Raw genomic sequence first — 23941 nt, forward strand, 5'->3', positions numbered from 1 at the left:
AATGTTGAGTAACTCAAGAATGTCATCATCCCACTTTAAGTCGTGGATATTAAAAAGCATTGTCCTTGATGCATTGGTGTAATCCGTAATGTGAGCTTCACCATCAGTTAACTTCCATAATAACCAGCTATCAATGGTGCCAAATAGAAGATCTCCCTTTTCGGCTTTTTCTTGTGCGCCCTCAACGTGATCCAAAATCCAACGAATCTTAGTTGCACTGAAATACGGGTCAATGATTAAACCAGTTTTCTTATGAATCATCTCACCATAACCATCAGCCTTGAGCTTCTCCGCCAATTCTGTGGTCTGTCTTGACTGCCAAACAATTGCATTATAAATCGGTTTACCAGTTTTTCGATCCCAAATAACAGTCGTTTCACGCTGATTTGTAATCCCAATTCCCTTAATTTGTTCTGGGCGAATTCCCGAATTTATAATGGTATTAGCAATGGTAGTTTGAACAGCGTGCCAGATTTCTTCGGCCTTATGTTCAACCCAACCGGGTTGCGGAAAATACTGTGAAAATTCCTTTTGTGAAGCAGAAACCTTGTGGCCCTCATGATCAAAGATCATTGCTCTAGTTGATGTTGTACCTTCATCAATTGCCATAATGTATTCTTTTAACATATTGTGTTGTGTTTCCTTCCTAGAAGAAAGCGATTTACTACAATTCTACTATTTGCCGCTTTTTTTACAAGAAATAATTATAACATTACACCTGTTTTACGTTATACTTGGGACATAAAGTTTTGATTAAAAAGAGGATACATAATAATGAAAAAAGAAATTATTGCTCTAACCATTGCGGGAAACGATAGCGATGGTAGTGCAGGCATGACTGCCGATCTCCACTCGTTTTACGCACGTGGAGTGTACGGAATGGGATTACTAACTGCGGCAGTTGCTGGGAACACTACTGGTATTTTTGCGCAAGAAGTTATGCCTATTCCATTTATCCAAAAGCAATTTGAAGTCTTAAATGACGACTTCAAAATTGATGCATTAAAGACTGGTATGCTTGCCAACAAAGAAGTTATTGGCTGTGTTGCTGAAAATCTGCGTAAATATGACATGGGTAAAATTGTCCTTGATCCCGTTATTATGACCAAACATGGTGATACCCTCTTAGATGATGATGCTTATCAGGCCTTTTTAGACGACCTGATGCCACTAGCTGACATCATTACGCCTAATTTTTATGAACAGAAAAAGTTAACTGGACTTGAATTAGCTACACCAGATGAAGTACGTCAAGGTGCTAAGAAACTGCAAGCAATGGGTGCTAAAAATGTCTTAATGAAGGGCCGCCATGACGATACCAGTCAGTCTAAGGTAACTGACGTGTTACTAGCTGAAGATGGTAAGTTCTACGAATTCACCAAGCCTTTCATCAATACTGAAAGAATTAACGGCACAGGAGATACCCTATCCGCCGTTATTGCCGCTGAATTAGCTAAAGGCAATTCTATTCTTGATAGTGTCAGGATTGCCAAGGAATTTACTTATGAAGCAATTGCCCACCCAATTGAAGTCGGCTCAAAATATGGTCCAATTAATCATTTCGCAGCGCAAGAAGATACGAAGTAATTATCTTTTGCCCCTCCTGCTCCTTTAAGATATACTTTAACGAGATAGTAATAGTTGGAGTGGTTTTTATGGCAAACAAAACAATTAAAATTGCATATTTATACGAAGATTTGATGAATACTTACGGTGATTCCGGAGATGTCAAAATCATTCGCTACTTGTTAAAAAAGCAAGGCTATTCAACCCAAATTGATAACGTCTCTTTAGGTGATGAATTTAATGCCTTTGACTACGACTTCGTCTTTTTTGGCGGTGGTCAGGACTTTGAGCAAACGGTCATTGCTAAGGACTTGCCAAGACACAAGGAAACTTTAACTAAATACATCAATGACGGTAAGCCGATGCTAGGAGTTTGTGGTGGCTATCAGCTTGTTGGCACTTATTACAAAACTAATTCCGGTGTCACAATTAAAGGCCTAGACATTCTACCGTTTCATACCGTTTTTAAAGCAGATAAGCGAATGATTGGCGATACCCGCTATATGAGTGAATGGGGCGAAGTTAGAGCCTTTGAAAACCACTCCGGTCAGACTTACTTTGACGATTCAGATAAGTTGCATCCCCTGGGTGAAATGATTGAAGGTTACGGCAATAATCCCCAAGATCATGTTGAAGGGCTCCGCTACCGCAATTTTATCGGAACCTATTCACATGGTCCGCTCTTAAAAAATCTCAATGTTGCTAATGCCATTGTCAAAATGATTTTATCTTGGCACGATGAACGAGTTAGCGCATAAATATAATGAAAAAGTAATCGTTAATTTTTTCTGTTTTCAAGCGGGAATATTTAACGATTTCTTTTTTAATCAAAACAATAATTAGATTAATTTTTAGCAAAAAGGTGATAGTTGTGGCAACAGCACAAGACGTTGCAACACTTGCCGGTGTCTCTATCGGCTCTGTTTCAAATTACCTAAACGGTAAACAGCAAAGAAAAAGCACAGCAGAAAAAATCAAAAAAGCAATGGAACAACTGGATTACCATCAAAATATTATTGCCAGTGGTTTAAAGAAAAACAAGACTATGTCAATTGGAATTGTAATTAATCAACTAACTGACTTTTTTTCTATGTCCATCGTTTCAGCAATTGAAGCTTACGTTGAACAATTTGGCTACAGCATCATTGTTTGCGATTACCATGATGATAAAAAACGTTTTGAACAAAAGTTGGACTTTTTATTGGATCACTCAGTTGATGCCATTATTGTCTTCCACCAAGATTTTGCTACCAAAATGCTGAAAAAAGTGGCTGCAGAACATATTCCAATTGTTGCAATCGATGCGCCAATCAGAGGCCTCAAATCAGATGTTGTTGTAGTTAATAACTATGAATCATCAAAAATTGGTGTTAACTACCTAATTAATAAGGGTCATCACAAAATCGGCATCATCACCGGAACGGCTAAAAACTACATTTCGCGGGAAAGACAACGTGGCTATGAAGATGCTCTAAAGGAACATCAACTTCAAAACGATCAAACAACAATTTGGATCGGTGACTATTCCATTCAATCAGGTTGTGATGGTTTTAACGAACTAATTACTAAAAATCCAGATCTCGATGCTCTGTTTATTATCAATTATTATATGTCTCTAGGGGCAATCAAAGCCTATCGTGAAAGTAACTTACACCCTAAAATTGAATTTCTTGTATACGATCACTTTTTTGTTAATGATCTCTTCTTCCCTGAAATAAGTTCAATTGAACAGCCTGTCGATCAAATAGGCACAACCGCAGGAAAACTATTAATTAATCGCCTATCCAAACCAAATAGCAGTGATTTTCAGACCGTTTACTGTAATAATATTCTTCGCTTAAAATAGAAAGCGCTTGCTTTTACCCACTATTGAGCTTATAATTAACCTGTAATTTGAAATGATTCATTTTTAAAGTATCTGTATTATTTTAGAAATGATGAGATTTAAATTTTTTATTTTGTTAAAACTTGAATCGATTCAAGTTAAGGAGGAAAAAATGAATATCTTATTAGCATGTGGCGGTGGCATGAGTTCATCAATTTTGGCAACAGCTTTAGCAAAAGAAGCTGCTGGCCATCAGCAAGACTGGAATGTCCACGAAACTAGTATTGACAAAGTTGAAGATGACTTGAATGAAAACGACTATCAAGTGATTTTACTAGCACCTCAAGTGTCTTTTAAAAAGAATGACTTCGAAGAAGTAGCAGCAGAAAAGAATGCCAAGTTCGTTTTGATTCCAATGACAATGTATACTCCCGCTAAAGTGGACAAATTGTATGAGCTAATCGTAAAGGAGACAGAATAATGAATTTTGATACGATTTCTGCAAAAATGGGGCAAGTTGCTAACAACCGCTACTTGACTGCTATCAGAGACGGTATGTCAGTAATTATCCCTGTATCAATTATTGGCTCATTTTTCACTATTTTATTAAACTTGCCAATTGATGCTTGGAAAAACTTTATTCAACCATATGCATCAATGCTATCAGTACCAATGTATTATTCCATCAACTTGATGGCGATTTATTGTGTTTTTTCAATTACCTCACATTTATCGAAGTACTATAAAATTGACCCAATCTCAACTAGTGTTTTGGCCGAAATGTCATTTTTTATCTTAGCAATTAATCCAATTGTCCTTGATAAAGCCAAGGCCGGTATTGCACCTGGAACTTACATGTCAATTGGTAATATGGGGGCTCAAGGACTCTTTACTGCCATTCTTTGTGCAATCTTTTCGACTGAAGTTGTTCGTCTCTTCACTCAACACAATTGGGTAATCAAGATGCCTGATGGTGTACCAGCTGCTGTTGGTAAATCGTTCAGTGCCCTACTTCCTGGTATTTTAATTATTGTCGTTTCATTCGTTTTGAAAGAAATCTTCAAGCTTGATATTAATGCCATTTTAACCTGGGTATTCTCACCAATTGGTTACTTTGGCCGTGATAACTTCTTATCAGCAATCATTCCTGTGTTCTTAATCACTATCATTTGGTTGTTTGGTGTACACGGAATGGTTATTGCTACACCAATTCTTTACCCATACTGGTATGCTAACCTTAACGCTAACGTTGCTGCAGTTGCTCATGGTCAAGCTCCAGTTCACTTCATGACGGAGCAGTTTTTCCAATGGTTTGTTTGGATTGGTGGTGCTGGTGCTACCCTTTCACTCGCAATTCTTTTAGCTTTTGCTGGAAAATCTAAGTTTAGTAAAACAATGGGTGCTGTAACTTTGGTACCAGCAATTTTCAACATTAACGAACCTCTGATTTTCGGTATTCCAATCATTATGAACCCATACTTTGCTATTCCATTTGTTTTAGCACCTACTGCAATGGCAGCTATGACTTATGTGGCAATGAAATTACATCTTGTAGCTTATACAACCGCAGTTGCACCTTGGACTTTGCCCGGACCAATTGGCGCTTGGATGGCAACAGGATTTGATTGGCGCGCCATCGTTTTATGTATTGTTAACATTTTGATTTCCCTAGTTATTTACTACCCATTCTTCAAGATGTTCGATAATAATCAACTGAAACTAGAGCAAGGAGCAAAAGAATAATGTACGGAATTTCGGTTTATCCAAATAAAAGTAGCGTGAAAGAATGTATCAACTATATCGATCGTGCTGCGGAACTAGGATATAGTCGACTTTTCACCAGTTTACTAGAGCTTAATGACGATCAAGAAGCTATTCTAAATAAGTTTAAAGAAGTCCTGCTTCATGCTCACGAAAAAGGTATGTGGGTTAGCTTAGACGTTAACCCAGGCTTATTTGACAGCTTAAATGTTAGTTACAACGACTTATCCTTTTTTAAAGAGCTTGGAGCCGATATTGTACGTCTAGATTCAAATTTTGATGGTATGCCTGAGTCAATCATGACTTATAACCCTGAAGATTTATCAATTGAAGTTAACATTAGTAATGACACAGGAAATTTGGCTAATATCTTTAGCTATAGTCCAAACAAAGAAAAAATTATCGGCTGCCACAATTTTTATCCTCAACGATACACTGGCCTAGACACTAACTACTTTTTGGAAACCACTCGCAAATACCATGATATGGGTATAAGAACTGCTGCCTTTGTATCTTCTAACGCTGGAGAAATCGGACCACATGCATATAATGCAGGTTTGCCTACGCTAGAAATTCACCGCAATTTACCTATTGAAAAGCAAGCACAGTACTTAATCAATACACAGCTAATTGATGATGTGATTATTGGTAACGCCTTCGCTAGTGATGATGAACTAGCAAAAATTGCTAAACTTGATTCACAAGTGCCACAATTTTTCGTCGAATTTACTCCAACTGCAACTGCTCTTGAAAAAGAAATTGTTTTAGAAAACTTACACTTTAACCGTGGAGATATTAACAGCTATGCCGTTCGTTCTACATTTGTAAAACTTAAATATAATAAGCAGGATTTACCTGTTAATAATCCAGTAGATCAGTTAAAGCCCGGAATGATCACAATTGGTAACAATGATTTCGATCAGTATAAAGGCGAACTAAATATCGTTAAGCAAGAAATGGATAACAGCGACCATCTAAAAAACGTTGTTGCACAAATTGTTCCTAGCGATTTGCAATTCATTGATTTTATTAAACCATGGGATAAATTTAAATTTATTGATCTCAGCAATTACTAAAGGAGTAACTATGGAAGGTTTAGAAGAAATTAGTTTTGAAATTATCAGTCATTCTGGTCAAGCAAAAGCTGAAATTATGGAAGCAGTGTCGCGCTCTCGCTCAGGTAATGAAGACCCACAACCATTACTTGATTCAGCAAAAGAAGAGCTTAAGCAGGCTCAAAACAGCCACTTAAAAGCACTATCAGATTTTGCCAAAACAGGTGATAGCAAAATTGATCCCCTGTATATGCATGCTGAGGATCAGATGATTACCGCTGAAAGTTTTTTAGACTTTGCAACAGAATTGATCAAAACTAACTTAGAATTAGCAAAGTTAAAGCAAGAACTACAGAATCAGAGCAACTAATATTTTATCCCACAAAACTATTAGTTGATTCAACAATTCACAAATAGTTGAAAGTAGAAATAATGAAAATAGAAAATAAAATCGCAAACTTTGAAAAAATGGGTATTGGCTTATTTGTTCATTGGGGACTTTATTCCAAGTTCTCTAAGGGTGAATGGTCACAAAACATTTTAAATATCCCAGAATATCAAGCAGCTTTTAATGAATTTAATCCTGCAGAAGAAAATATTCGTAATTTAGTTAGACTAGCAAAAAAGAGTGGCTTTAAGTACATTGTCCTAACAGCTAAACATCATGATGGCTTTTATCTCTTTGATACTAAAGGAATCAACTCTTTTGATAGCATTCATACTCCCTTTAGTAAAGATGTAATTAAAATCTTTACTGATGAATGTCATCGACAAAACATTTCTCCTTTTATTTATTACGCTACCTATGACTGGAATAACGATAAATATAATAATGATTTTACTGGTTATTTATCAGAGCTACGCGAGTTAATTAAACTTTTATGTACCAACTATGGTGAAATTGGTGGTTTTTGGTTTGACGGAAATTGGGACAAACCCAATGCTGATTGGCAAGAACAGCAACTTTATGATAAAATAAGGCAACTACAGCCTAATGCAATAATTACTAACAATACGGGCTTAGAGAAGCAAGGAACAAGTGAAGGAAGAGATGTTGATGTTTTAACCTTTGAACGTGGTGATCCTAAGTCCATTACACATATTCAAAACGACCGCTATTTAGCCGCTGAAACATCGCTAACTCTCAACAAACACTGGGGTAACGCTCAAAATGACCTTAACTACCTTTCCGCTCACGATTTAATCGAACAAATTTGCCGTACTAGAAAAGTTGGGGCAAATTTATTGATTAATGTTGGACCTGAATTCGATGGTTCTCTAAATATTCACTGTCAGTCAATGATTGAACTAGTCGGAGCCTGGATGGCCATCAACCACGAAGCAATCTATCATACCAATAATTTTGAACATCCAACATATAAAACATGTTCAAATGATGATGACTTTATCAAAGGTGATTACTTGTTTGTTGATAATTTAGGCAATATCGGTAACAGTAATGTTGTACTTGGCGGTGAGGAAAATCGCAAACTTATTTTTAATGATTACCCTTCGCGCCCAATAACCCGTATAAGTTGGCTCGATAACCAGCAAGAAGTCCAATTTAAGCAAAATTCTAAAACTAACACATTAGAAATTGAAGCAAATGGATTTGAGTACGGAACCAACTTGGTTGAGCGTGTAGCTAAAATTTATTATTGATTTTAATTTCAAACTTATTAACTAAAGCATTCATAAACAAATAGCTCCGAAAATAATTCGGAGCTATTTTTGCTTATTAGGAAAATCAATAAAAACTCCTAAACTGTTGGTCTCAGTTTAGGAGTTTACTTTTATTTAGAATATGATTTTAAAATTAGTTTAGTTTGTTTTTGCGACTTTCTCCAAGGTACGAATCATTTGTGCTACAAAGCCTGATTCGTTATCATACCAAGCATAACCTTTAACTATTTGACCACCGTCTTTACCTGAAACAACCTGAGTCAAAGTTGGGTCAAAGACAGAACCATATTCTGTCCCAATAATATCAGAAGAAACAATCTGGTCTTCATTACAGCCAAAAGTTACACTGTTCTCAGTATGCTTTTTAACTCTTCTATTGAATTCTTCAACTGTTACTTTTTCTTCCACAACTGCTACTAACTCAGTTAATGAACCAGTAATTACCGGAACACGTTCAGCAATACCTGTTAGTCTGCCCTCTAGTTCAGGAATAACCAAGCCAATTGCCTTAGCAGCTCCAGTTGAATGTGGAATAATATTAGCAGCCGCAGCACGAGCATTACGTACATTGCCTCCGCGATCTGGACCATCTTGTAGCATTTGTGTGGCGGTATAAGCATGAAGCGTGGTCATGATTCCTTCTTTGATGCCAAATTCATCATTCATAGCTTTAGCAAGTGGTGCTAAACAGTTAGTTGTACATGAACCCGCTGAAAGAATTCGATCATCTGGCTTTATCTGGTCATCATTAACATTATAGACAATTGTCTTCATGTTGCCTGCTGGAGCAGAAATCAAAACTTTTTTCACTCCTGCATCTAGATGAGCTTGAGCCTTTTCAGTAGAAGTATAAAAACCTGTACATTCAAGTACAATTTCTATTCCGTTATTTTTAACCCAAGGTATTTTAGCCGCATCTTTTTCAGCGTATACTGGAATACTCTTTCCATCAATCACAATACTATCATCTGTTGCAGAAACATCGTGCTTAAAATTGCCATGTGCTGTATCATATTTTAGCAAGTGTGCTAACATAGCTGGTGAGGTTAAATCGTTAATTGCAACGATTTCCAAATCTTTACTATCAATGTCATATATCCGACGTAAAGCTAATCGGCCAATACGGCCAAAACCATTAATACCAATTTTTGTAGTCATATTATGTTCCCCCTTTGATTACATGATTAGTATATTAGACAAAAATCGCTCTGCATAATCCTAGATTGTAATAGGGTTATCACTTTTAATAATAGGGTGTAACATGAACTTTAACGATTTATCTATTTTTAAAACAATTTATGAGCTAAAATCAATCAACAAAGCTGCATTAAAGCTTGGCTATACCCAATCAAATATTACCGCACGACTTAAAGCCCTTGAAAAAGAAGTTAATGCTCCACTTTTTGTTCGTTCTAATTTAGGTGTTAGACCAACTAGCAGCGGAGAAAAAATGTACAAATTTGCAACTACAACCTTACAAAATTATCAGGACTTAAAAGCGAGCTTAACAACCAGCAAACCACAAATCTTGATTGCTGAACTTCTTTTTGGCTATCTGATTACTAAGAAGACCAAGTTCTTAATTGATCGCTACGAAGTGATTATTAAAAATACTGATGCGATTCAGGAAATGCTGACTAAAAAGACCTATGATATTGTAATGACTTTCGTTCCAATTAGCTCCTCCAACTACCTATTAACAGAGAAAAGTAGTTTGCAGTCCTGCTTTTTAACTGGAAAAGGCACTGAAAACAAAAAAATACCTGTCGCAATCAATGCTGATTTCAATTGTCCGTTTCGAGATTTAACTTTACAGCTAGCATCAAATAAAAGCGAAATCATCGAAATTGATTCACTCGAGATGATCTTGCAACTAGTGAAGCAAGGCAAAGCAACAGCACTTCTGCCAAAATACTTAATCAGTGATGATTTGGTCCCAGCAAATAAGCAAACTTGGGAAATTCCTTATTATTCATACCGCTATCAGTTTTAATAGAAAACGGAGCTCATTACTAAAGTAATAGCGTCTTTTTCTATAGCCATTTTAAATATGTCTCATAAACTGGACAAAGTTCAAATGCATATTGCTGATATGTTTTCATTGAAAGCTGATCAGTCGAATCAAACTCTCCAGATAAAACTTGAAAGTTCTTGTTTGCCCACAGTAACAATATTTGTTGTAACTCCATTAATCTACTCAAGTCACCTGCTCCCATCCAACCTAATGTTAGTTCTTTTGGATTATCTTCAAAAGAAAAGCAATACGCCTCAATTTGATTCATAGAAACCAATGCTAATGGTGCATCTTCTAACTGATCTGCAAAAACCATGTTATCCCATTCAGCTAGAGGTATTTCAGCTACTGGATTGGCTAAGTGATTTCTCTGATAATCCCTAAAAGAAATTTGCGCTATTTTTTCACGCATCTCAGAATCAAGTTGTACTTGGCGTAAAGTAATAGCTTTTAAGTTGCTCTTCTTTATTGGTGTTAAGCCCTCCATAGCACTTTGCAATGACATTTTGGGTTCAACCGTTTTCCGAATCAAGTTGAAGCCAGCATCTTGCGCTAAAAAATTGAAAAGTAACTGTGGCGCGTAGTCATAAGTAATCAAAGCCTGGCAGTTCTCCTGCTGCGCCTTCTTAGTTAAGTCTGCAACAATTTGAAGATAAACTCGTTCTAACTCTGATGCGGAAAAGTTAGGGCTGAGATAAGCTGCAAAACTTAAAGAATAAGGATGAAATCCATTTTTCCAGTAAGTACTTATACCCACTATTTTATTTCCCAGGCAATAAGTTCTCACGTTTTGAGGATATTGCTTTGTTGCAGTTTTGATTTCCCTATCCTCAATAACGTCAGCTAATAATTCATCATACATAGTAAATTTCTAACTCTCCTAATCTGCTCTGACCAGTTAGAACTAAAGTAGGTCCTCCACCAGTTGACTCCCCGTTAATCTCTAGTTCGCCCAAAGTCACATCTAGTCTCCTGCTATCAATTTTCCATGATTTAGGAATGTAAATCTCTACTTCTCCTAACGAAGCATTAATATCCATAGTGATAAATGCGCCTGCAGGTTTAGCTTGATCAAGGTATATCTCGGCTTCGCCTAAAGATGAGTTAACCGTAACTCTACGTAAATTTTGTGAATGAACATAACGCGAAACGGATGATAAATGCTGATTAATTACTATATCCTCGCCCTCAATCGTACTGGTGCTAGATTCAGTAAAATCGCCTTGATCAGAATCATCTTTTTTATAGCCAAAATAAAATTTAGGCCAGAAGCTTTTTTTGAAGATCATTGTAAAACCGATGTAAAGTAATAGTGCTGCGATTAAAATTGTCCATGGAACGAGCTTCACGATATGTAGTGGCTTTGCATAAACAATTAATAGAAAAGCAATTGAGAAAATTGCCCCAAACAAGCTCTTATTTATGGCACTTTCAATTAAGCAAACACCAAAGACTATTGTCCAGATAATTGTGCCTATTCCCAAATGAAATGTTAATAAATGTAATTGGTTAAGAACTAAGAAAACAGCTGCAGCAACGAATGCCAACCCCCAAAATAGTTCTCTAATTTTATGCTTTCTCATTATTAAGACCTTCTTTCATTGAGTCGATCATTTAGATTACGATAGTAGTGCCGCGAAACATAGACAGTTTTATAAGAATCGCGAAAATTAATTTTGCAGTTCGAAATTGAACGTGTTAATGAATAAATTTGATTTAAATTTAAGATGGTTGACTTTGAAACACGCATAAACTGATTACTTAATAACTTCTCCAGTTCATACAGTTTATAATCAACAATAAATGCATCCCTGCACGTGTGTGCAATTACCTGCTTATCTTCAGTTTCAAAAAATAAAATCTCGTTCAAGCTCAGATAATAAGAAACATTCTCTTTTTTGCCTTCAATTTGATCAGGATGACTATTAATCCCCTGTAATTGCTGATATATCTGTTCAACTTCTGGAGTAACAGCTTTAGCATTAATAGTTACACATGTATCTTCATCATCTAAATCAGGATTTAGTTCTATTTTTATTTTCACAATTCTCACCTGCCCTTCATTACTTAATGATTTAATTAAACTATTATTTTTATTTTAAATCTAGCCTTTTTGTCCAAGTGGCAATTATCTCGAACTAAGTGGACAATTATAGGCAAACAAAAAGCAGTTCATATCATAATGAACTGCTTTTTAATTATTCTAGTCCAACTTTTTTGAAGATCTCATCAACATGACGTAAATGATAATGATAATCAAATGCATCCGCTACATCAGCTTCTGACAAATAATCCATTATTTTACTTTCTTCAACTAGTTTTCTAAATGAAATTCCTTCATTCCATGACTTAGTTGTAAGCTTTTGAACCATATCATAAGCATCTTCACGAGAAAGACCTGCTTCATCAATTAGTTTCAGCAGTAAGCGTTGCGAATAGATTAGGCCATATGTCTTGTCCATGTTTTTGAGCATTGTTTCTGGGAAGACATCAAGGTTAGTCAAAATTCGGTTAAATCGATCTAACATATAATCAATTGCAATAGTGCTGTCAGGTAAAATGATACGCTCAGCACTTGAATGAGAAATATCCCGCTCATGCCATAGCGTTACATCTTCATATGCCGTTACGATATGTCCACGCAGTACTCGTGCCATTCCACAAAGATTCTCTGAACCAATTGGATTACGCTTATGCGGCATCGCAGATGAACCTTTTTGCCCAGCACGGAAATGCTCTTCAACTTCATGGATCTCTGAACGTTGCAGTCCACGAATTTCAGTTGCCCAATTTTCAATACTAGTAGCAATCAATGCTAAAGTAGCAATATACTCAGCGTGCAAATCACGTGGTAAAACTTGACTGGTGATTGGTTGTTGCGTTAATCCTAACTGATTTAAAACACTCGTTTCAATCTCTGGCGGAACATTAGCAAAAGTACCAACTGCACCCGAAATTTTACCTGATTCAACACCTTTAGCTGCATGCTCGAAACGTTCGATATCACGATTAATTTCCGCATACCACCGGGCAAGTTTCAAGCCAAAAGCTGTTGGCTCGGCTTGGACACCATGTGTCCGGCCCATTTCTACAGTATTCTTATATTTACGCGCCTTTTCAGCAATCGTCTTTTTTAATTCATGCAGATCTTGACGAATGATCTCATCTGCTTGTTTTAATATATATCCTTGTGCAGTGTCAACAACATCAGTTGAGGTTAAACCGAAATGAACCCACTTTTTCTCAGGTCCAAGGCTTTCAGATACCGTTCTCGTAAAAGCAACAACGTCATGATGCGTCACCTGCTCCAACTCTGCTACTCTTTCAGCAGTAAAGCTAGCATTCTTAGCTATCTTTTCTGCATCTTCTTTTGGAACTTCTCCTGCTTCACACCAAGCATTAGTAGCCGCAATTTCGACTTTTAACCAAGCAGCATACTTGTTTTCATCTGACCAAATTTTGCCCATCTCTGGGCGTGTGTAACGTTCTAGCATAGATTATATTTCCCATGGATTTCGTAAAACAATCGTTTGTTCACGTTCAGGACCAACCGAAACTGTTACTAGTGGAATATCAACTAATTCAGAAATGCGGTTTAAAAACTTTTGAGCATTTTCTGGTAAATCATCCCAAGATTTTGCACCAGTTATATCTTCTTGCCAAGCAGGAAGTTCTTCATAAACTGGCTTGCAACGGTCTAGTTCCTTTAAGCTTGCTGGGTAGTAATCGATTTCTTTGCCATCAAGTTCATATGCTGTAGCAATTTTTACTGTATCAAAACCACTAAAAATATCTAGCAAGTTAAGGCTAAGTCCATTAATTCCAGAAACGCGTTTAGCGTGACGCAAAGCAACTGAATCGAACCAACCCACACGACGTGGCCGTCCTGTAACTGTTCCATACTCATGTGCAGTTTCACGAATTAAATCCCCAGTTTCATCATTAAGTTCAGTTGGGAATGGTCCAGCACCTACACGAGTTGTGTAAGCCTTGCAGACACCGATTACTGTGTTTAAGCGATTAGCACCTACACCCATTCCACTGGCAATTCCACCTGAAATTGAGTTTGATGAAGTAACAAATGGATATGTTCCTTCATCAATATCAAGCATAATTCCTTGAGCACCTTCAAACAAAACTTTTTCATTGTTATCAAGCGCATCGTTAACCAAAACTGAGGTATCAGTAACGTATTTCTTCATTTTTTGACCATATTCATAGTATTGGTCAAAAATGTCATCAAATTTAAGTGCATCTTTACCATAGACTTTGGTAAAGAGTTCATTTTTCTCTTTTAAATTAGCTCGTAGTTTTTCTTCAAAGGTGTCTTTTTCAAGCAAGTCACAAACTCTGATACCAATTCTAGATGCCTTATCCATATATGCCGGGCCAATACCGTTTTTGGTAGTACCAATCTTGTTTGCACCTTTGGCTTCTTCTTGGTACTCATCTTGCAAAATATGGTACGGCATAATAATATGCGCACGGTTAGAAATCTTTAGTTTACTGGTGTCAATTCCACTTTCTTCTAGGCTCTCTACTTCACCTAGTAATACTTCTGGATTAATTACTACACCATTACCAATAACCGCACCCTTAGCTGATGCAAAAATTCCGGATGGAATCAAGCGCATTTTGAAAGTTTGGTCATCAATTTCAATTGTGTGTCCAGCGTTATTACCACCATTCGAGCGAACTGCATAAGCAGCTTCCTTACTAAGGAAATCGGTAATTTTACCCTTTCCTTCATCGCCCCATTGGCTTCCAACAACTGCAACTGCTGTCATTTTCATTCACCTCATCAAAATCTACAAATATCACGTAAATAGTCTAGCAATTTATAGCTATGTAGTCAAATTTAAATGCGAATTATAAGCACAAAGTTATTTTAAATAGTTCGATTTTTATATTGACAAAAAAAGGCTTTTTGATTATAGTAATTTGGTTCAAAACCAAGATTTATATAGGAGCTAATTTACTCATGAGTAATTATTTTAGTGTGGAAGCTTTTGACTATGATGACATTCAGCTTGTTCCCAATAAGGGGATCATAAAAAGTAGACACGATGCAGACACAAGTGTTAAGTTTGGAAACCGAACATTTAAAATTCCAGTTGTGCCAGCTAACATGGAAAGTGTCATTAATGATGAACTTGCTGTTTGGTTGGCCAAAAATGGTTATTACTATGTAATGCATCGCTTTCAGCCTGAAAAGCGCCTTGACTTCATTAAAATGATGCACGAAAAAGGACTATTTGCATCAATTTCAGTAGGAATTAAACAAGGCGAATACGACTTTATCGATCAATTAAGCGAAGAAAACATTGTTCCAGAATACATCACGATTGACGTTGCACATGGTCATTCTGTTTATGTCATCGACATGATTAAGTACATCAAGGAAAAATTGCCTGACACTTTTTTAACTGCTGGAAACATAGCAACACCAGAAGCAGTTCGCGAGTTAGAAAACGCAGGAGCAGATGCCACTAAAGTCGGTGTTGGTCCTGGCCGTGCCTGCATTACCAAGCTAAAAACTGGCTTTGGTACAGGTGGCTGGCAATTAGCCGCTTTAAGAATGTGTAGTAAAGTTGCAAGTAAACCTGTGATTGCTGACGGTGGTATTCGTTATAACGGCGATATTGCTAAATCTGTTCGCTTTGGTGCGACAATGGTAATGATTGGCTCAATGCTTGCTGGTCATGAAGAATCTCCTGGTAATGTCATCAAAATCAATGGCAAGACATATAAGCAATACTGGGGATCTGCTTCAGAGGTCCAAAAGGGCGCTTATCGTAACGTTGAAGGAAAGCAAATGTTAGTGCCATACCGTGGTTCAATTGCTGATACTTTGACAGAAATGGAAGAAGATTTACAGTCTTCTATCTCCTACGCAGGTGGAAAAGACCTCAGTTCTATTAAATTAGTTGATTACGTTATTGTTAAAAACACTATTATGAGTGGTGACAAATAATTATAATAATTTTTTATTGTTATTATTAATTTGCAGTGGCATTAAATAAGTATTTCCGTTAAAATGGTATTTATCTCAGTATTGTTAGGTAGTCAGTACTGGGATTTTTTTGTGCACATTTTTCCAATAAAAAAGCACTGACATTATCTTGCGATAATACCAGTGCCTTAATAAATACATCTTATCTAGGTAACCGTTCTTCTCTTGATAAAAATTTTCGGAAAGGATTATGCGGCTCGCTCTGATACCAATATGCAACAGTTGAAACGTCATCAGAACGTTCATACAAAGTAATGTCGTTATTACCGATATCCTGGAAAGTAACTTTTAAGCTTTCAGAAAAAGCAATTGGATCAGGCAAATGCCATCTATACAAACCGTGCTGTGGTAGTCCATCATTTCCGCAAGCGTGAACTGAGTTAGGATCAGGCTTACCCGCACTGAACATATCTCTAGTATGGTCTTGAGTTTCATGGAATGGATAACCTTGATATGGTGTTGAATAAGTATAAGTCTCCGGTAGATGACCATACTCTTGCTTTTGAAAGGCCCATGCACCTCCAAAGTAGTCTTCAGCACCAGTTGAAGTTACCGTTGGATATTGTTCATCGTTATCAATATAGAATTTAAATTCGCCTTCACCCCACCAATACCTTTGCAGTGCACAAAGTGCCATGTAGGTTCCAACATAGTAGCCTTTACCTTTAACACCATCAATCAAAGTGTAATCTTGGCCTTTTTTAACTGGATCCTCACGATTCCAATAAGCATGGAAATACAATAAATCATCCTCTGGTTCAGGTTTCTCTACATAATTAATAGTGTAGAAAAAATGCTTTATAAATGCTGGATGCTCATTAGTAATAGTAATTTTAGCGTGCTTGTTGAAAGGCATTTTAAAGTAGCAGTTCATTCCGCCAATTGGATTAACAACAATTGGCACAGAATTCACAATACAGCGTGTTCCAAAACCATTACAAAAGAAATCGCCTAGTGGAACTTCAACGGAAGGAGTTTCCTCATCATCCCAGTACATTCTTAAGACTAAATCCCTCAGTACAAAGCTACCCATAGTTGTTTTATCTGTAACGGTAAACCACATATGACGAATCTCACCTGGACCATCAATATNGAACTTCAACGGAAGGAGTTTCCTCATCATCCCAGTACATTCTTAAGACTAAATCCCTCAGTACAAAGCTACCCATAGTTGTTTTATCTGTAACGGTAAACCACATATGACGAATCTCACCTGGACCATCAATATCAGCTAAAGTGACCGTTTCGCCTTCTTCTAGCGAAATATCAGCACTACCCTTTCTTTGTGGCCCTAACTTACCAGTTGCCATTGCAGCTTGACCAGGTGCACCCGTTTTATTCTCAGCAGAAATCGTTCTGCTTTTTTCATTTTTAAAGTGTAATACGTCATCTAAAGTGCTCATCATCTCACCTATTCATCATCGTCATCGCCAGTTGAATCAATCATTGATACCTGAAATAATTGTTGTCTTGCTTCATCAACCATATTAGCAATATTGATTGGTTGGTTATTTTTTACTGCTAAAGCGAGCTCAAGCGTGAAGGGCAAATTAACGCCCGTAATCACGTGAACATTGTCAGACATGAATTGACTAACAACTTGATTAACGCTACCAAAACCTAAATCTGTCAGCAAATAAAACTCATCATCTGGATTAAGCAATTTGCTAATTCTATCCTTCAATTCATCTGTTCCTTCATTATCCATGTACGCACAAATCGAAGAGACAATTTTTTGATCGCTTGTTAAACCAGTTAACGTTTCTTGATAGCCTTTTGCCAGCGTGTAATGAGTAATAACAATTATTTTCTTCATAGGTATTCCTTACTTTAAAAATCCAAAGGCTGCTCCAAACATTGCGATTACAATAAATAACAAAATAACCCAAGTCATACTTAGTTTCTTTGACTTCAATAGCTTATAAGCTAACAAAACAAGTAATGCCGGAATCATTTGTGGCAATATTTTGTCTAACATTGGTTGAATCTGCATTGAAACTTTACCAAACTGAAATTTTAATGGTGAAGTAACTGAGATAACCGAGCCAATTAATGAACCAACAACTGTAATTCCCAAAACAGAAGCAGCTTCTGTTAAATAATTAATTTTATCACCGTATTCGGTAATAATTTTTGACCCTTGACGATAACCAAACTCGAAACAATGCATACGAAGGAAAAAGATAATTGCAATTAGAACTCCCCAAAGCAAAATTCCAAATGGATTATTTTGTAAAGCCATATAGGCAGCAATTGAACCCATAATCGTTGGAATCATTGTCATTAATAATGAGTCTCCGATTCCAGCTAATGGTCCCATTGTACCAACTTTAAAATCGTTAATTGCGGTCTTAGCAGCTAAACCTTGCTTTTCTTCCATTGCCACACAAGCACCCAAAACAATAGCAGCAAGCCAAGGTTGAGTATTGTAGTATTGGAAATGATTGTCCAAAGCTTCTACATAATCATCATCATTCTTATATATTTTACGCAAAATTGGAGACAATGCATAGGCTACAGAAGCACCTTGTTGAGTTTCATAATTGTATGTCTCAACACTCATCAGCCAGCGGTAATTAGCCTTGTGTAAGTCTTTCTTAGTTACAATTGGACCATAAACATCTTTTTGATTTTTCTTATTCATTCTATTCATCCTCTCCAATACCAGAAGTTACATTTGCAGCATCAGCTGCTGCTCTAGCCTGACCTTCTTTTTCAGCTTGTTTGTAAGTTGAAAATGCAGCGGCAAAACCAATAATTGCAGCACCGATAATTGGAACTTTTAAGAAGGCTGCCAAGAAGAACCCAATTAATAAGTAATTAACTAATTTACCGGTAGGCATATAGTTAAGTAACATTGCAATTCCGACAGCAGGTAACATTTCACCAGCAATTGTTAAACCACTCATGAACCATTTCGGCATAACTTGTAGTATAAAGTTAACAGCTGATTGGCCTAAAGTAACTGAAATGAAAACAGGGATAGCTGCAGACAAACCAAAGAAGATTGGTCCTAACCATGTTACGGCGTTCATCTTTTTAAATTCACGTGCATCAGCATAGCTCTTAGCTTTTTTAGCAACGAAACCGTTCAAAATCTTAACGATAACATCTAATTGGACACCTAACATCCCAACGGGTAATCCGATTGCTAAACCGGCACTCTTACCCATCGAAACACCAAAGGCAGTTGCGATAATTGCAGTCGTTCCGTAGTCTGGTACTGATGAACCACCAAAGCCAGCTACACCCAATGACATTAGTTGAACTGTACCACCAACTAATAAACCTGTTTGAACATCGCCCATGATGATACCTGTAAATAAACCCCAAAATACAGGATAATTGACAAATAGCATCGGTATACCGTAGTAATCAATATGCTTAATAAAAGCTAAAAGCGTTAAAAGAATTATTTGTAAAACTGTAAAGTGCATATTATTTATTCTTCCTATCTTCTAAAAACTCTTTGGTCACAACAACTTCTTTATCAGCAGGAACATACTGTGAAATTAGTTCAACACCCTTTTCTAGTAATTTTTCATAATCTTCAATTTCAGCATCATCTGCAAATGCCCTTTTTGAAATTTCAATGCCGTTTTCACGTGCAGTTGTTCCACCAATAATTAGTTTGTCAATTTTGACCCCACTATTAACTAAATCGAGAAAAGTTTTAGGCTCCTTAGCCAAAATAAGTAATTTCTCTGGATCATATTTTCCACTCTTAAAATTAGTTAGTGCTTTTTCTTCTGTAATGATTGAAATTGCATTACCAGCTGGGCGAGCCATTTTCATAGTTGCCTTGCTAACCGCATTGTTTGCCGTATCATCATCAATTACCATTACACGATTGGATCCTGACTGTGGCGCCCATTGCGTTACAATGATTCCATGTAACAACCGATTATCTATTCTTGCTAATACAACACTCATGCTTATTCCTCCTTAAGAATAATGTTTATTGCTTTCACCATTTTATTAGCAATTATCGTGCCAAGTTAGTGTCTAAAAAAAACCCAGCAGTGCTATATACTGCTGGTTTCTCTTTTTCGTTTGCTAGTTTGACACTATATCGATAAACAAAATTACAGTGTCAAAAGATGTTTCTATTGATTTCCAGAATTAAATACTAGTTCATAGATATATTGAATCTCGGTTAAAGGTATCTTTATATTATAAATCTCTTCAAGCGGCTTTAATGCCATGCGAATATCAGCCATCCCCTTTTTGTTATTTTGGTCTTCCTGAAAATCACGTGGACCATTTTCTAGTGACTGATTGCGGATAATTCGCTCAATCATGCAACTAATATGAACATATAGAGACATTACAGTTTGATTAGATAACCTCTTGTCCAAGCACTTGTTTAGCCGTTCAATGCATGTTCCAATATTTTTAATCACTGCTTTGGTGTCTAAAATTGTTAATGAGTTAATAACACGTTCAATGCTAAAGTTCCTGAGTATAGAATCATTAAACTCATATAAATCGTGACTGTTTAAATCGCCCTTCAGTACATCTTTTAATACATTAAGTTTGGAACCGTTCACTAACTGGTCAATCGAAATAAATGGGATGTTTTGATATTCAGGATTAGCTGTTCCAATAATTGTCAAGATGTTGTATTTACGCTTAATTGCATTTTCTTGATCTTCAATTTTTAATGAATCATAGGAATAAGCTTTAACTACAACTTTTGTTTTGCTTGGCAAACTTTCTTTTATCATATCTTTGATTTTGATTGCTGTACCCACACCAGTTGTGCAACAAACAATAATTACATCCTGTTTAATCATTTTAGGATAAATAATTCGATAATCATTATGAATACTATCGTTCATATTTTTAATCATTGCTTCAATTGGCTTTTTCTTTTTGATATAGTCAGCTGCAAATAATGCTAACTGTGTTGAAACATTATTAAATATTACAATTGGAAAATTTATTTCTGTTTTTAACAACTCAGGAATTTTTTCTAATGAACCCATATCAGCCATTAAAATTATGCCATCTTTTACATGACGAACATGAATGTAATCTGACACTTTTTGTGCAATGTCTTCAGGTTTAATATCAATAGGCATATCAAATGAATCAAGTAGCGGCTCACCAATTATTTTATTAACTGTGTCCGCAATACTACTTGCCGTTGAATATCCATGTGCTAGTAATATACAATGAATTAGATCTGAATTCTTTTCGCGTTGGACGCTTTCAAGGTATATGGTCAAAAATAATTGATCAATTTCATCAGTGTATAAATTCAAGGTGTTACCAATCGTGTCTATAATCAGCTGCACAACTGGTTTAATATAATTCGCCTCATTCATTTTACCGATTATTTCATCAACTAACTTACTATCCTCAATAGTAACCTGCCAATGGTTTTCCTGACGGAAATAAAAATAATAAGAAATAGCAACTATAATATTCCCATTGAAATCATTATTAAGGTTATCTTGAAGATACCCCACCTTGCGGTTAAGCATGTTCTTGATTAATTCAAGCGGCAACTCACCTATATTCAAATCATCTTTTTTAAAAATCAAATAATCACATAATGAATTGATTGCCTCAAAGGACTTAGTTTTAAAATTTGCAAAATCTTCCTGCTTATATAGCAGAAAGATTTTTTCAATTGTTTTTTTGATGTAACTATCACGCTGCTGATTTTCTAAAAAGTCTGCAACATTGCTTTTGGGTCTGATAATCAGGTCAGCTTTGCTAGGCGTTAGCACTTCTTCTTCATTAGCACTTGTAAGCAAAATAGATTGCGGTAAGTCGGCAAGCTTGATACTTACAGTATCTGCTTGAGGATTCTTCTCAAGAGCACTGGCTACTGACAAAAGCACATCATTTTTCAATTGGCCAATATTATTTGTGAAACTTGTATTGGTTAACGTAGAAAAGACTTGATTATTAATTTTGATTGCCTTATTTATTTTTTTTGCATGTTCTATATAAAAATAAATAATTAAAGCACTAATTTCATTTATTGTCCGTTCATTTAACGGTGGCATAGTAATTTGTACTGGTATTCGCCGGATAAAAGTCGCTAAAAAATTACTTTCAACATTTTCCGTTGTAGCACATATTAGTCTAACGTTAACCTTTTTATTTTTACCAGCATCACCTAACGGTGAAATCATTCCCGTATCAAGATAAGAAAACAATTTCTCTTGTCCTTTAGGATCAAGTCGGTGCACTTCATCTAAAAACAGCATACCTCCATCTGCATCATCGAAAAGACCACGATGGTCATCATCGGCACCAGTAAAGGCTCCTTTGATATAGCCAAAAAGCGTGCTAGTTAGTAATTCAGGATTATCAGCATATTCTGCACAGTTAAAGCTAACAAATTTACCATCCGCAGGAATATATCCCTCTGCTACACAATAATCAAAGTACTTTCTAGCAATATAGCTTTTACCCGTTCCTGTTTGACCATTTATTAGTACAGGCAAACTTCCCGGATATGAGGCCGCTGCCTTCAATTTCTTTATTTGACTATAAAGAGATTTATCATTCCCAATTACACTAGCAAAAACATCTTGATGCTGATATTCGCTATGTAAGCTTTGAATACTATCATATTCATTTTTTAACTCACCTTTTGCTTTTTTCTCAGCAGTCTCCTTATCAATAAAGATAGCTGGACGAGTATTTATTTTAATTAATTTATTTTCTTTAACTAATTGATTTAAATAATGGCTGACAGTATTACGCTTAATATCAATTTTTTCAGCTAATTGATTCGTCGTTAGATAATGATCTTCATCTTGATGTTCGTTCTTAATTATTTCTAGCAGTTGTTCTTTTACATTCATGCTAATTTCCCCATTACATAATCTTATCACTATGTTAGCGGTTTTATAGAAACTGTTCAAGTTAGAATATCAAAGTCACCAATACCTAAACAGCTTTATTTAGGCAGTATATTAGTGGGTACTATTTCTTTTAGTATGGCTATGATTCTTTGAAATAACATATTATTCTCTTTATGCTTCGGATATGCCACTCCATAGGAAAAAGGATCACTATAGTTTAAGTAAGAGTATTTAAATCCCTTTTTATTAAGGTCAACTACAAAATTAGGCATAATTGCAACTTGATTTACTGAAGCTGAAATATAATCGTACATCAAAAAATAATTATCAACTGTTTTAATATTTTCTGTATTAAGTTTTTGGCATAGCACTTGATTAAGGTGGTAAATACTTGGATATGAGCGATCAGTAAAGGGAACTAATACACAAGTGTTTTTCAGTTCAGTAATACTCACCTTTTTGCCAAAATCAAAGTTAGCATTTGCATTATACATTAAGACAAACTCACCAGAAATTAGAGAAACAAAATTCAGTCCTGAAGCACTCTTAATAATATCATCGGAAAGAATAGCAATATCAACCTTGCCATCTGTTAGTTGAGAAACATAATCACCTAAGTAATTAACTGTAAAGTCAAAACTGGTTGGTTTACATTGCCTTATCAAAGTAGGTAGAAAGGACCGCTCAAAAGGCGAATAATCCAGACCTATATTCACGTTGCCAAACAATTCCTTTTGATGCGATTTAGTGATATTTAAAATTGCATTATCCTTTTCTTTAAGAATATTAACTGCAACTTGATAAAAATACTCACCATCTAAAGTTAAAGCAATCTTATGAGGGTTTCTGACAAGTAAACGGGTCTTAAGTTCTTTTTCCAAATCGTTAAGGTTTTTGGAAATTGCTGATTGTGAGAAATTAAGTTTGCGTGCTGCTGTCGTAAAACTTAGGTTATCAGCAACGTAAATAAAACATCGAAGTTGTGTGAAATTCATTTTATTATTCCTTTTAGTAATAACATATTCCAATTTTTAAAAACCAGCTTATTTCCCAGGGAATACTATTAATGTGTAATAGTAGAAAGGAAAAAAGCAAAATGACAGATAATTATGATGTTGTAGTTATTGGTGGTGGTTTATCCGGCTTTGCAGCAGCAACAGAGGCAGCAGATAAAAGCCTTAAAACATTACTTGTCGA

Annotated in this window: 24 protein-coding genes and 1 pseudogene; 11 read left to right on the top strand and 14 right to left on the bottom strand. The window is 35.9% G+C overall.

The window, feature by feature from the left end; genetic code table 11:
* On the bottom strand, positions 1-627 hold a 627-nt coding region (locus CRG87_RS06375), incomplete at its 3' end, for an FGGY family carbohydrate kinase (protein ID WP_265734328.1).
* A 147-nt stretch (positions 628-774) separates the two neighbouring features.
* On the opposite strand from CRG87_RS06375, the gene thiD reads away from it, so the two are divergent.
* The 8 genes from thiD to CRG87_RS06415 all read left to right on the top strand — a co-directional run bounded on the left by thiD (position 775) and on the right by CRG87_RS06415 (position 7869).
* Positions 775-1587, top strand: a complete 813-nt coding sequence (thiD, locus tag CRG87_RS06380) for a bifunctional hydroxymethylpyrimidine kinase/phosphomethylpyrimidine kinase (RefSeq protein ID WP_371258111.1) — start codon at positions 775-777, stop codon at positions 1585-1587.
* A 68-nt stretch (positions 1588-1655) separates the two neighbouring features.
* Positions 1656-2324: a type 1 glutamine amidotransferase gene (locus CRG87_RS06385; RefSeq protein ID WP_046307904.1), complete on the top strand. Its 669-nt coding sequence runs from the start codon at positions 1656-1658 to the stop codon at positions 2322-2324.
* A gap of 113 nt (positions 2325-2437) precedes the next feature.
* Entirely contained in the window at positions 2438-3412 is a 975-nt protein-coding gene (locus CRG87_RS06390; protein WP_074426243.1) for a LacI family DNA-binding transcriptional regulator, read from the top strand.
* Between the two features lie 151 nt (positions 3413-3563).
* Entirely contained in the window at positions 3564-3872 is a 309-nt protein-coding gene (locus CRG87_RS06395; RefSeq protein ID WP_074426242.1) for a PTS sugar transporter subunit IIB, read from the top strand.
* Positions 3872-5134, top strand: a complete 1263-nt coding sequence (locus CRG87_RS06400; RefSeq protein ID WP_074426241.1) for a PTS sugar transporter subunit IIC — start codon at positions 3872-3874, stop codon at positions 5132-5134. Before CRG87_RS06395 ends, CRG87_RS06400 begins: the two co-directional genes overlap by 1 nt.
* A complete protein-coding gene (locus CRG87_RS06405; RefSeq protein ID WP_074426240.1) occupies positions 5134-6228 on the top strand; it encodes a DUF871 domain-containing protein in 1095 nt (364 codons plus the stop codon). The genes CRG87_RS06400 and CRG87_RS06405 overlap by 1 nt, the downstream gene beginning before the upstream one ends.
* A gap of 10 nt (positions 6229-6238) precedes the next feature.
* The gene (locus tag CRG87_RS06410; protein ID WP_046307915.1) at positions 6239-6577 is read left to right on the top strand and encodes a PTS lactose/cellobiose transporter subunit IIA; all 339 of its coding nucleotides are present in this window, start codon (positions 6239-6241) and stop codon (positions 6575-6577) included.
* A gap of 62 nt (positions 6578-6639) precedes the next feature.
* Entirely contained in the window at positions 6640-7869 is a 1230-nt protein-coding gene (locus CRG87_RS06415; protein ID WP_074426239.1) for an alpha-L-fucosidase, read from the top strand.
* 159 nt (positions 7870-8028) lie between these two features.
* On the opposite strand, the gene gap is transcribed toward CRG87_RS06415, so the two are convergent.
* The gene (gene gap / locus CRG87_RS06420) at positions 8029-9048 is read right to left on the bottom strand and encodes a type I glyceraldehyde-3-phosphate dehydrogenase (protein ID WP_074426238.1); all 1020 of its coding nucleotides are present in this window, start codon (positions 9046-9048) and stop codon (positions 8029-8031) included.
* Between the two features lie 103 nt (positions 9049-9151).
* On the opposite strand from gap, the gene CRG87_RS06425 reads away from it, so the two are divergent.
* The gene (locus tag CRG87_RS06425; RefSeq protein ID WP_074426237.1) at positions 9152-9883 is read left to right on the top strand and encodes a LysR family transcriptional regulator; all 732 of its coding nucleotides are present in this window, start codon (positions 9152-9154) and stop codon (positions 9881-9883) included.
* Positions 9884-9923: 40 nt separating this feature from the next.
* On the opposite strand, the gene CRG87_RS06430 is transcribed toward CRG87_RS06425, so the two are convergent.
* From CRG87_RS06430 to CRG87_RS06450, 5 genes are all read right to left on the bottom strand, one after another.
* Positions 9924-10661 carry a hypothetical protein gene (locus CRG87_RS06430; RefSeq protein ID WP_207763438.1) on the bottom strand — a complete coding sequence of 246 codons (738 nt, stop codon included), beginning with the start codon at positions 10659-10661 and terminating at the stop codon, positions 9924-9926.
* Between the two features lie 97 nt (positions 10662-10758).
* Positions 10759-11487 (bottom strand): LiaF transmembrane domain-containing protein, encoded by a 729-nt coding sequence (locus CRG87_RS06435; protein ID WP_074426235.1) that lies wholly within the window; start codon positions 11485-11487, stop codon positions 10759-10761.
* A 2-nt stretch (positions 11488-11489) separates the two neighbouring features.
* Positions 11490-11948, bottom strand: a complete 459-nt coding sequence (locus CRG87_RS06440) for a LytTR family DNA-binding domain-containing protein (RefSeq protein WP_046308190.1) — start codon at positions 11946-11948, stop codon at positions 11490-11492.
* 154 nt (positions 11949-12102) lie between these two features.
* Positions 12103-13398, bottom strand: a complete 1296-nt coding sequence (purB, locus tag CRG87_RS06445) for an adenylosuccinate lyase (protein ID WP_074426234.1) — start codon at positions 13396-13398, stop codon at positions 12103-12105.
* A gap of 3 nt (positions 13399-13401) precedes the next feature.
* Positions 13402-14691, bottom strand: a complete 1290-nt coding sequence (locus tag CRG87_RS06450; protein WP_074426233.1) for an adenylosuccinate synthase — start codon at positions 14689-14691, stop codon at positions 13402-13404.
* A gap of 194 nt (positions 14692-14885) precedes the next feature.
* Here CRG87_RS06450 and CRG87_RS06455 point away from each other — a divergent pair, with 194 nt between their 5' ends.
* Complete coding sequence (locus CRG87_RS06455) at positions 14886-15878, top strand: GMP reductase (protein WP_046307928.1); 993 nt, start codon at positions 14886-14888, stop codon at positions 15876-15878.
* Positions 15879-16059: 181 nt separating this feature from the next.
* On the opposite strand, the pseudogene CRG87_RS06460 reads toward CRG87_RS06455, so the two are convergent.
* From CRG87_RS06460 to CRG87_RS06495, 7 genes and pseudogenes are all read right to left on the bottom strand, one after another.
* A pseudogene (locus CRG87_RS06460) lies at positions 16060-17007 on the bottom strand (glycoside hydrolase family 172 protein); the annotation flags it as partial.
* A 321-nt stretch (positions 17008-17328) separates the two neighbouring features.
* The gene (locus CRG87_RS06470) at positions 17329-17733 is read right to left on the bottom strand and encodes a PTS sugar transporter subunit IIA domain-containing protein (protein WP_074426231.1); all 405 of its coding nucleotides are present in this window, start codon (positions 17731-17733) and stop codon (positions 17329-17331) included.
* 9 nt (positions 17734-17742) lie between these two features.
* Positions 17743-18561, bottom strand: a complete 819-nt coding sequence (locus CRG87_RS06475; protein WP_046307934.1) for a PTS system mannose/fructose/sorbose family transporter subunit IID — start codon at positions 18559-18561, stop codon at positions 17743-17745.
* Position 18562: 1 nt separating this feature from the next.
* Complete coding sequence (locus CRG87_RS06480) at positions 18563-19354, bottom strand: PTS mannose/fructose/sorbose/N-acetylgalactosamine transporter subunit IIC (RefSeq protein WP_046307936.1); 792 nt, start codon at positions 19352-19354, stop codon at positions 18563-18565.
* Between the two features lies 1 nt (position 19355).
* A complete protein-coding gene (locus CRG87_RS06485) occupies positions 19356-19850 on the bottom strand; it encodes a PTS sugar transporter subunit IIB (RefSeq protein WP_046307937.1) in 495 nt (164 codons plus the stop codon).
* 173 nt (positions 19851-20023) lie between these two features.
* Positions 20024-22744: a sigma 54-interacting transcriptional regulator gene (locus CRG87_RS06490; RefSeq protein ID WP_074426230.1), complete on the bottom strand. Its 2721-nt coding sequence runs from the start codon at positions 22742-22744 to the stop codon at positions 20024-20026.
* A gap of 95 nt (positions 22745-22839) precedes the next feature.
* Positions 22840-23739 (bottom strand): LysR family transcriptional regulator, encoded by a 900-nt coding sequence (locus CRG87_RS06495; protein WP_074426229.1) that lies wholly within the window; start codon positions 23737-23739, stop codon positions 22840-22842.
* A 101-nt stretch (positions 23740-23840) separates the two neighbouring features.
* Here CRG87_RS06495 and CRG87_RS08295 point away from each other — a divergent pair.
* Positions 23841-23941 (top strand): FAD-dependent oxidoreductase (locus CRG87_RS08295; protein WP_409454860.1); only part of this gene is annotated, 101 nt, incomplete at its 3' end.

Source organism: Lactobacillus apis, assembly GCF_002837055.1.
In the GTDB taxonomy this organism is placed as follows: Bacteria; Bacillota; Bacilli; order Lactobacillales; family Lactobacillaceae; genus Lactobacillus; species Lactobacillus apis.

What these genes read in the sequence shown, in the direction of transcription:
- CRG87_RS06495 (WP_074426229.1), bottom strand. Translation starts at nt 23,739, where the DNA reads ATGAATTTCACACAACTTCGATGTTTTATTTACGTTGCTGATAACCTA.
- CRG87_RS06480 (WP_046307936.1), bottom strand. Translation starts at nt 19,354, where the DNA reads ATGCACTTTACAGTTTTACAAATAATTCTTTTAACGCTTTTAGCTTTT.
- CRG87_RS06450 (WP_074426233.1), bottom strand. Translation starts at nt 14,691, where the DNA reads ATGACAGCAGTTGCAGTTGTTGGAAGCCAATGGGGCGATGAAGGAAAG.
- CRG87_RS06400 (WP_074426241.1), top strand. Translation starts at nt 3,872, where the DNA reads ATGAATTTTGATACGATTTCTGCAAAAATGGGGCAAGTTGCTAACAAC.
- CRG87_RS06490 (WP_074426230.1), bottom strand. Translation starts at nt 22,744, where the DNA reads ATGAATGTAAAAGAACAACTGCTAGAAATAATTAAGAACGAACATCAA.
- CRG87_RS06385 (WP_046307904.1), top strand. Translation starts at nt 1,656, where the DNA reads ATGGCAAACAAAACAATTAAAATTGCATATTTATACGAAGATTTGATG.
- CRG87_RS06455 (WP_046307928.1), top strand. Translation starts at nt 14,886, where the DNA reads ATGAGTAATTATTTTAGTGTGGAAGCTTTTGACTATGATGACATTCAG.
- CRG87_RS06395 (WP_074426242.1), top strand. Translation starts at nt 3,564, where the DNA reads ATGAATATCTTATTAGCATGTGGCGGTGGCATGAGTTCATCAATTTTG.
- CRG87_RS06425 (WP_074426237.1), top strand. Translation starts at nt 9,152, where the DNA reads ATGAACTTTAACGATTTATCTATTTTTAAAACAATTTATGAGCTAAAA.
- CRG87_RS06470 (WP_074426231.1), bottom strand. Translation starts at nt 17,733, where the DNA reads ATGAAGAAAATAATTGTTATTACTCATTACACGCTGGCAAAAGGCTAT.
- thiD (WP_371258111.1), top strand. Translation starts at nt 775, where the DNA reads ATGAAAAAAGAAATTATTGCTCTAACCATTGCGGGAAACGATAGCGAT.
- CRG87_RS06435 (WP_074426235.1), bottom strand. Translation starts at nt 11,487, where the DNA reads ATGAGAAAGCATAAAATTAGAGAACTATTTTGGGGGTTGGCATTCGTT.
- CRG87_RS06485 (WP_046307937.1), bottom strand. Translation starts at nt 19,850, where the DNA reads ATGAGTGTTGTATTAGCAAGAATAGATAATCGGTTGTTACATGGAATC.
- CRG87_RS06475 (WP_046307934.1), bottom strand. Translation starts at nt 18,561, where the DNA reads ATGAATAAGAAAAATCAAAAAGATGTTTATGGTCCAATTGTAACTAAG.
- gap (WP_074426238.1), bottom strand. Translation starts at nt 9,048, where the DNA reads ATGACTACAAAAATTGGTATTAATGGTTTTGGCCGTATTGGCCGATTA.
- purB (WP_074426234.1), bottom strand. Translation starts at nt 13,398, where the DNA reads ATGCTAGAACGTTACACACGCCCAGAGATGGGCAAAATTTGGTCAGAT.
- CRG87_RS06410 (WP_046307915.1), top strand. Translation starts at nt 6,239, where the DNA reads ATGGAAGGTTTAGAAGAAATTAGTTTTGAAATTATCAGTCATTCTGGT.
- CRG87_RS06405 (WP_074426240.1), top strand. Translation starts at nt 5,134, where the DNA reads ATGTACGGAATTTCGGTTTATCCAAATAAAAGTAGCGTGAAAGAATGT.
- CRG87_RS06415 (WP_074426239.1), top strand. Translation starts at nt 6,640, where the DNA reads ATGAAAATAGAAAATAAAATCGCAAACTTTGAAAAAATGGGTATTGGC.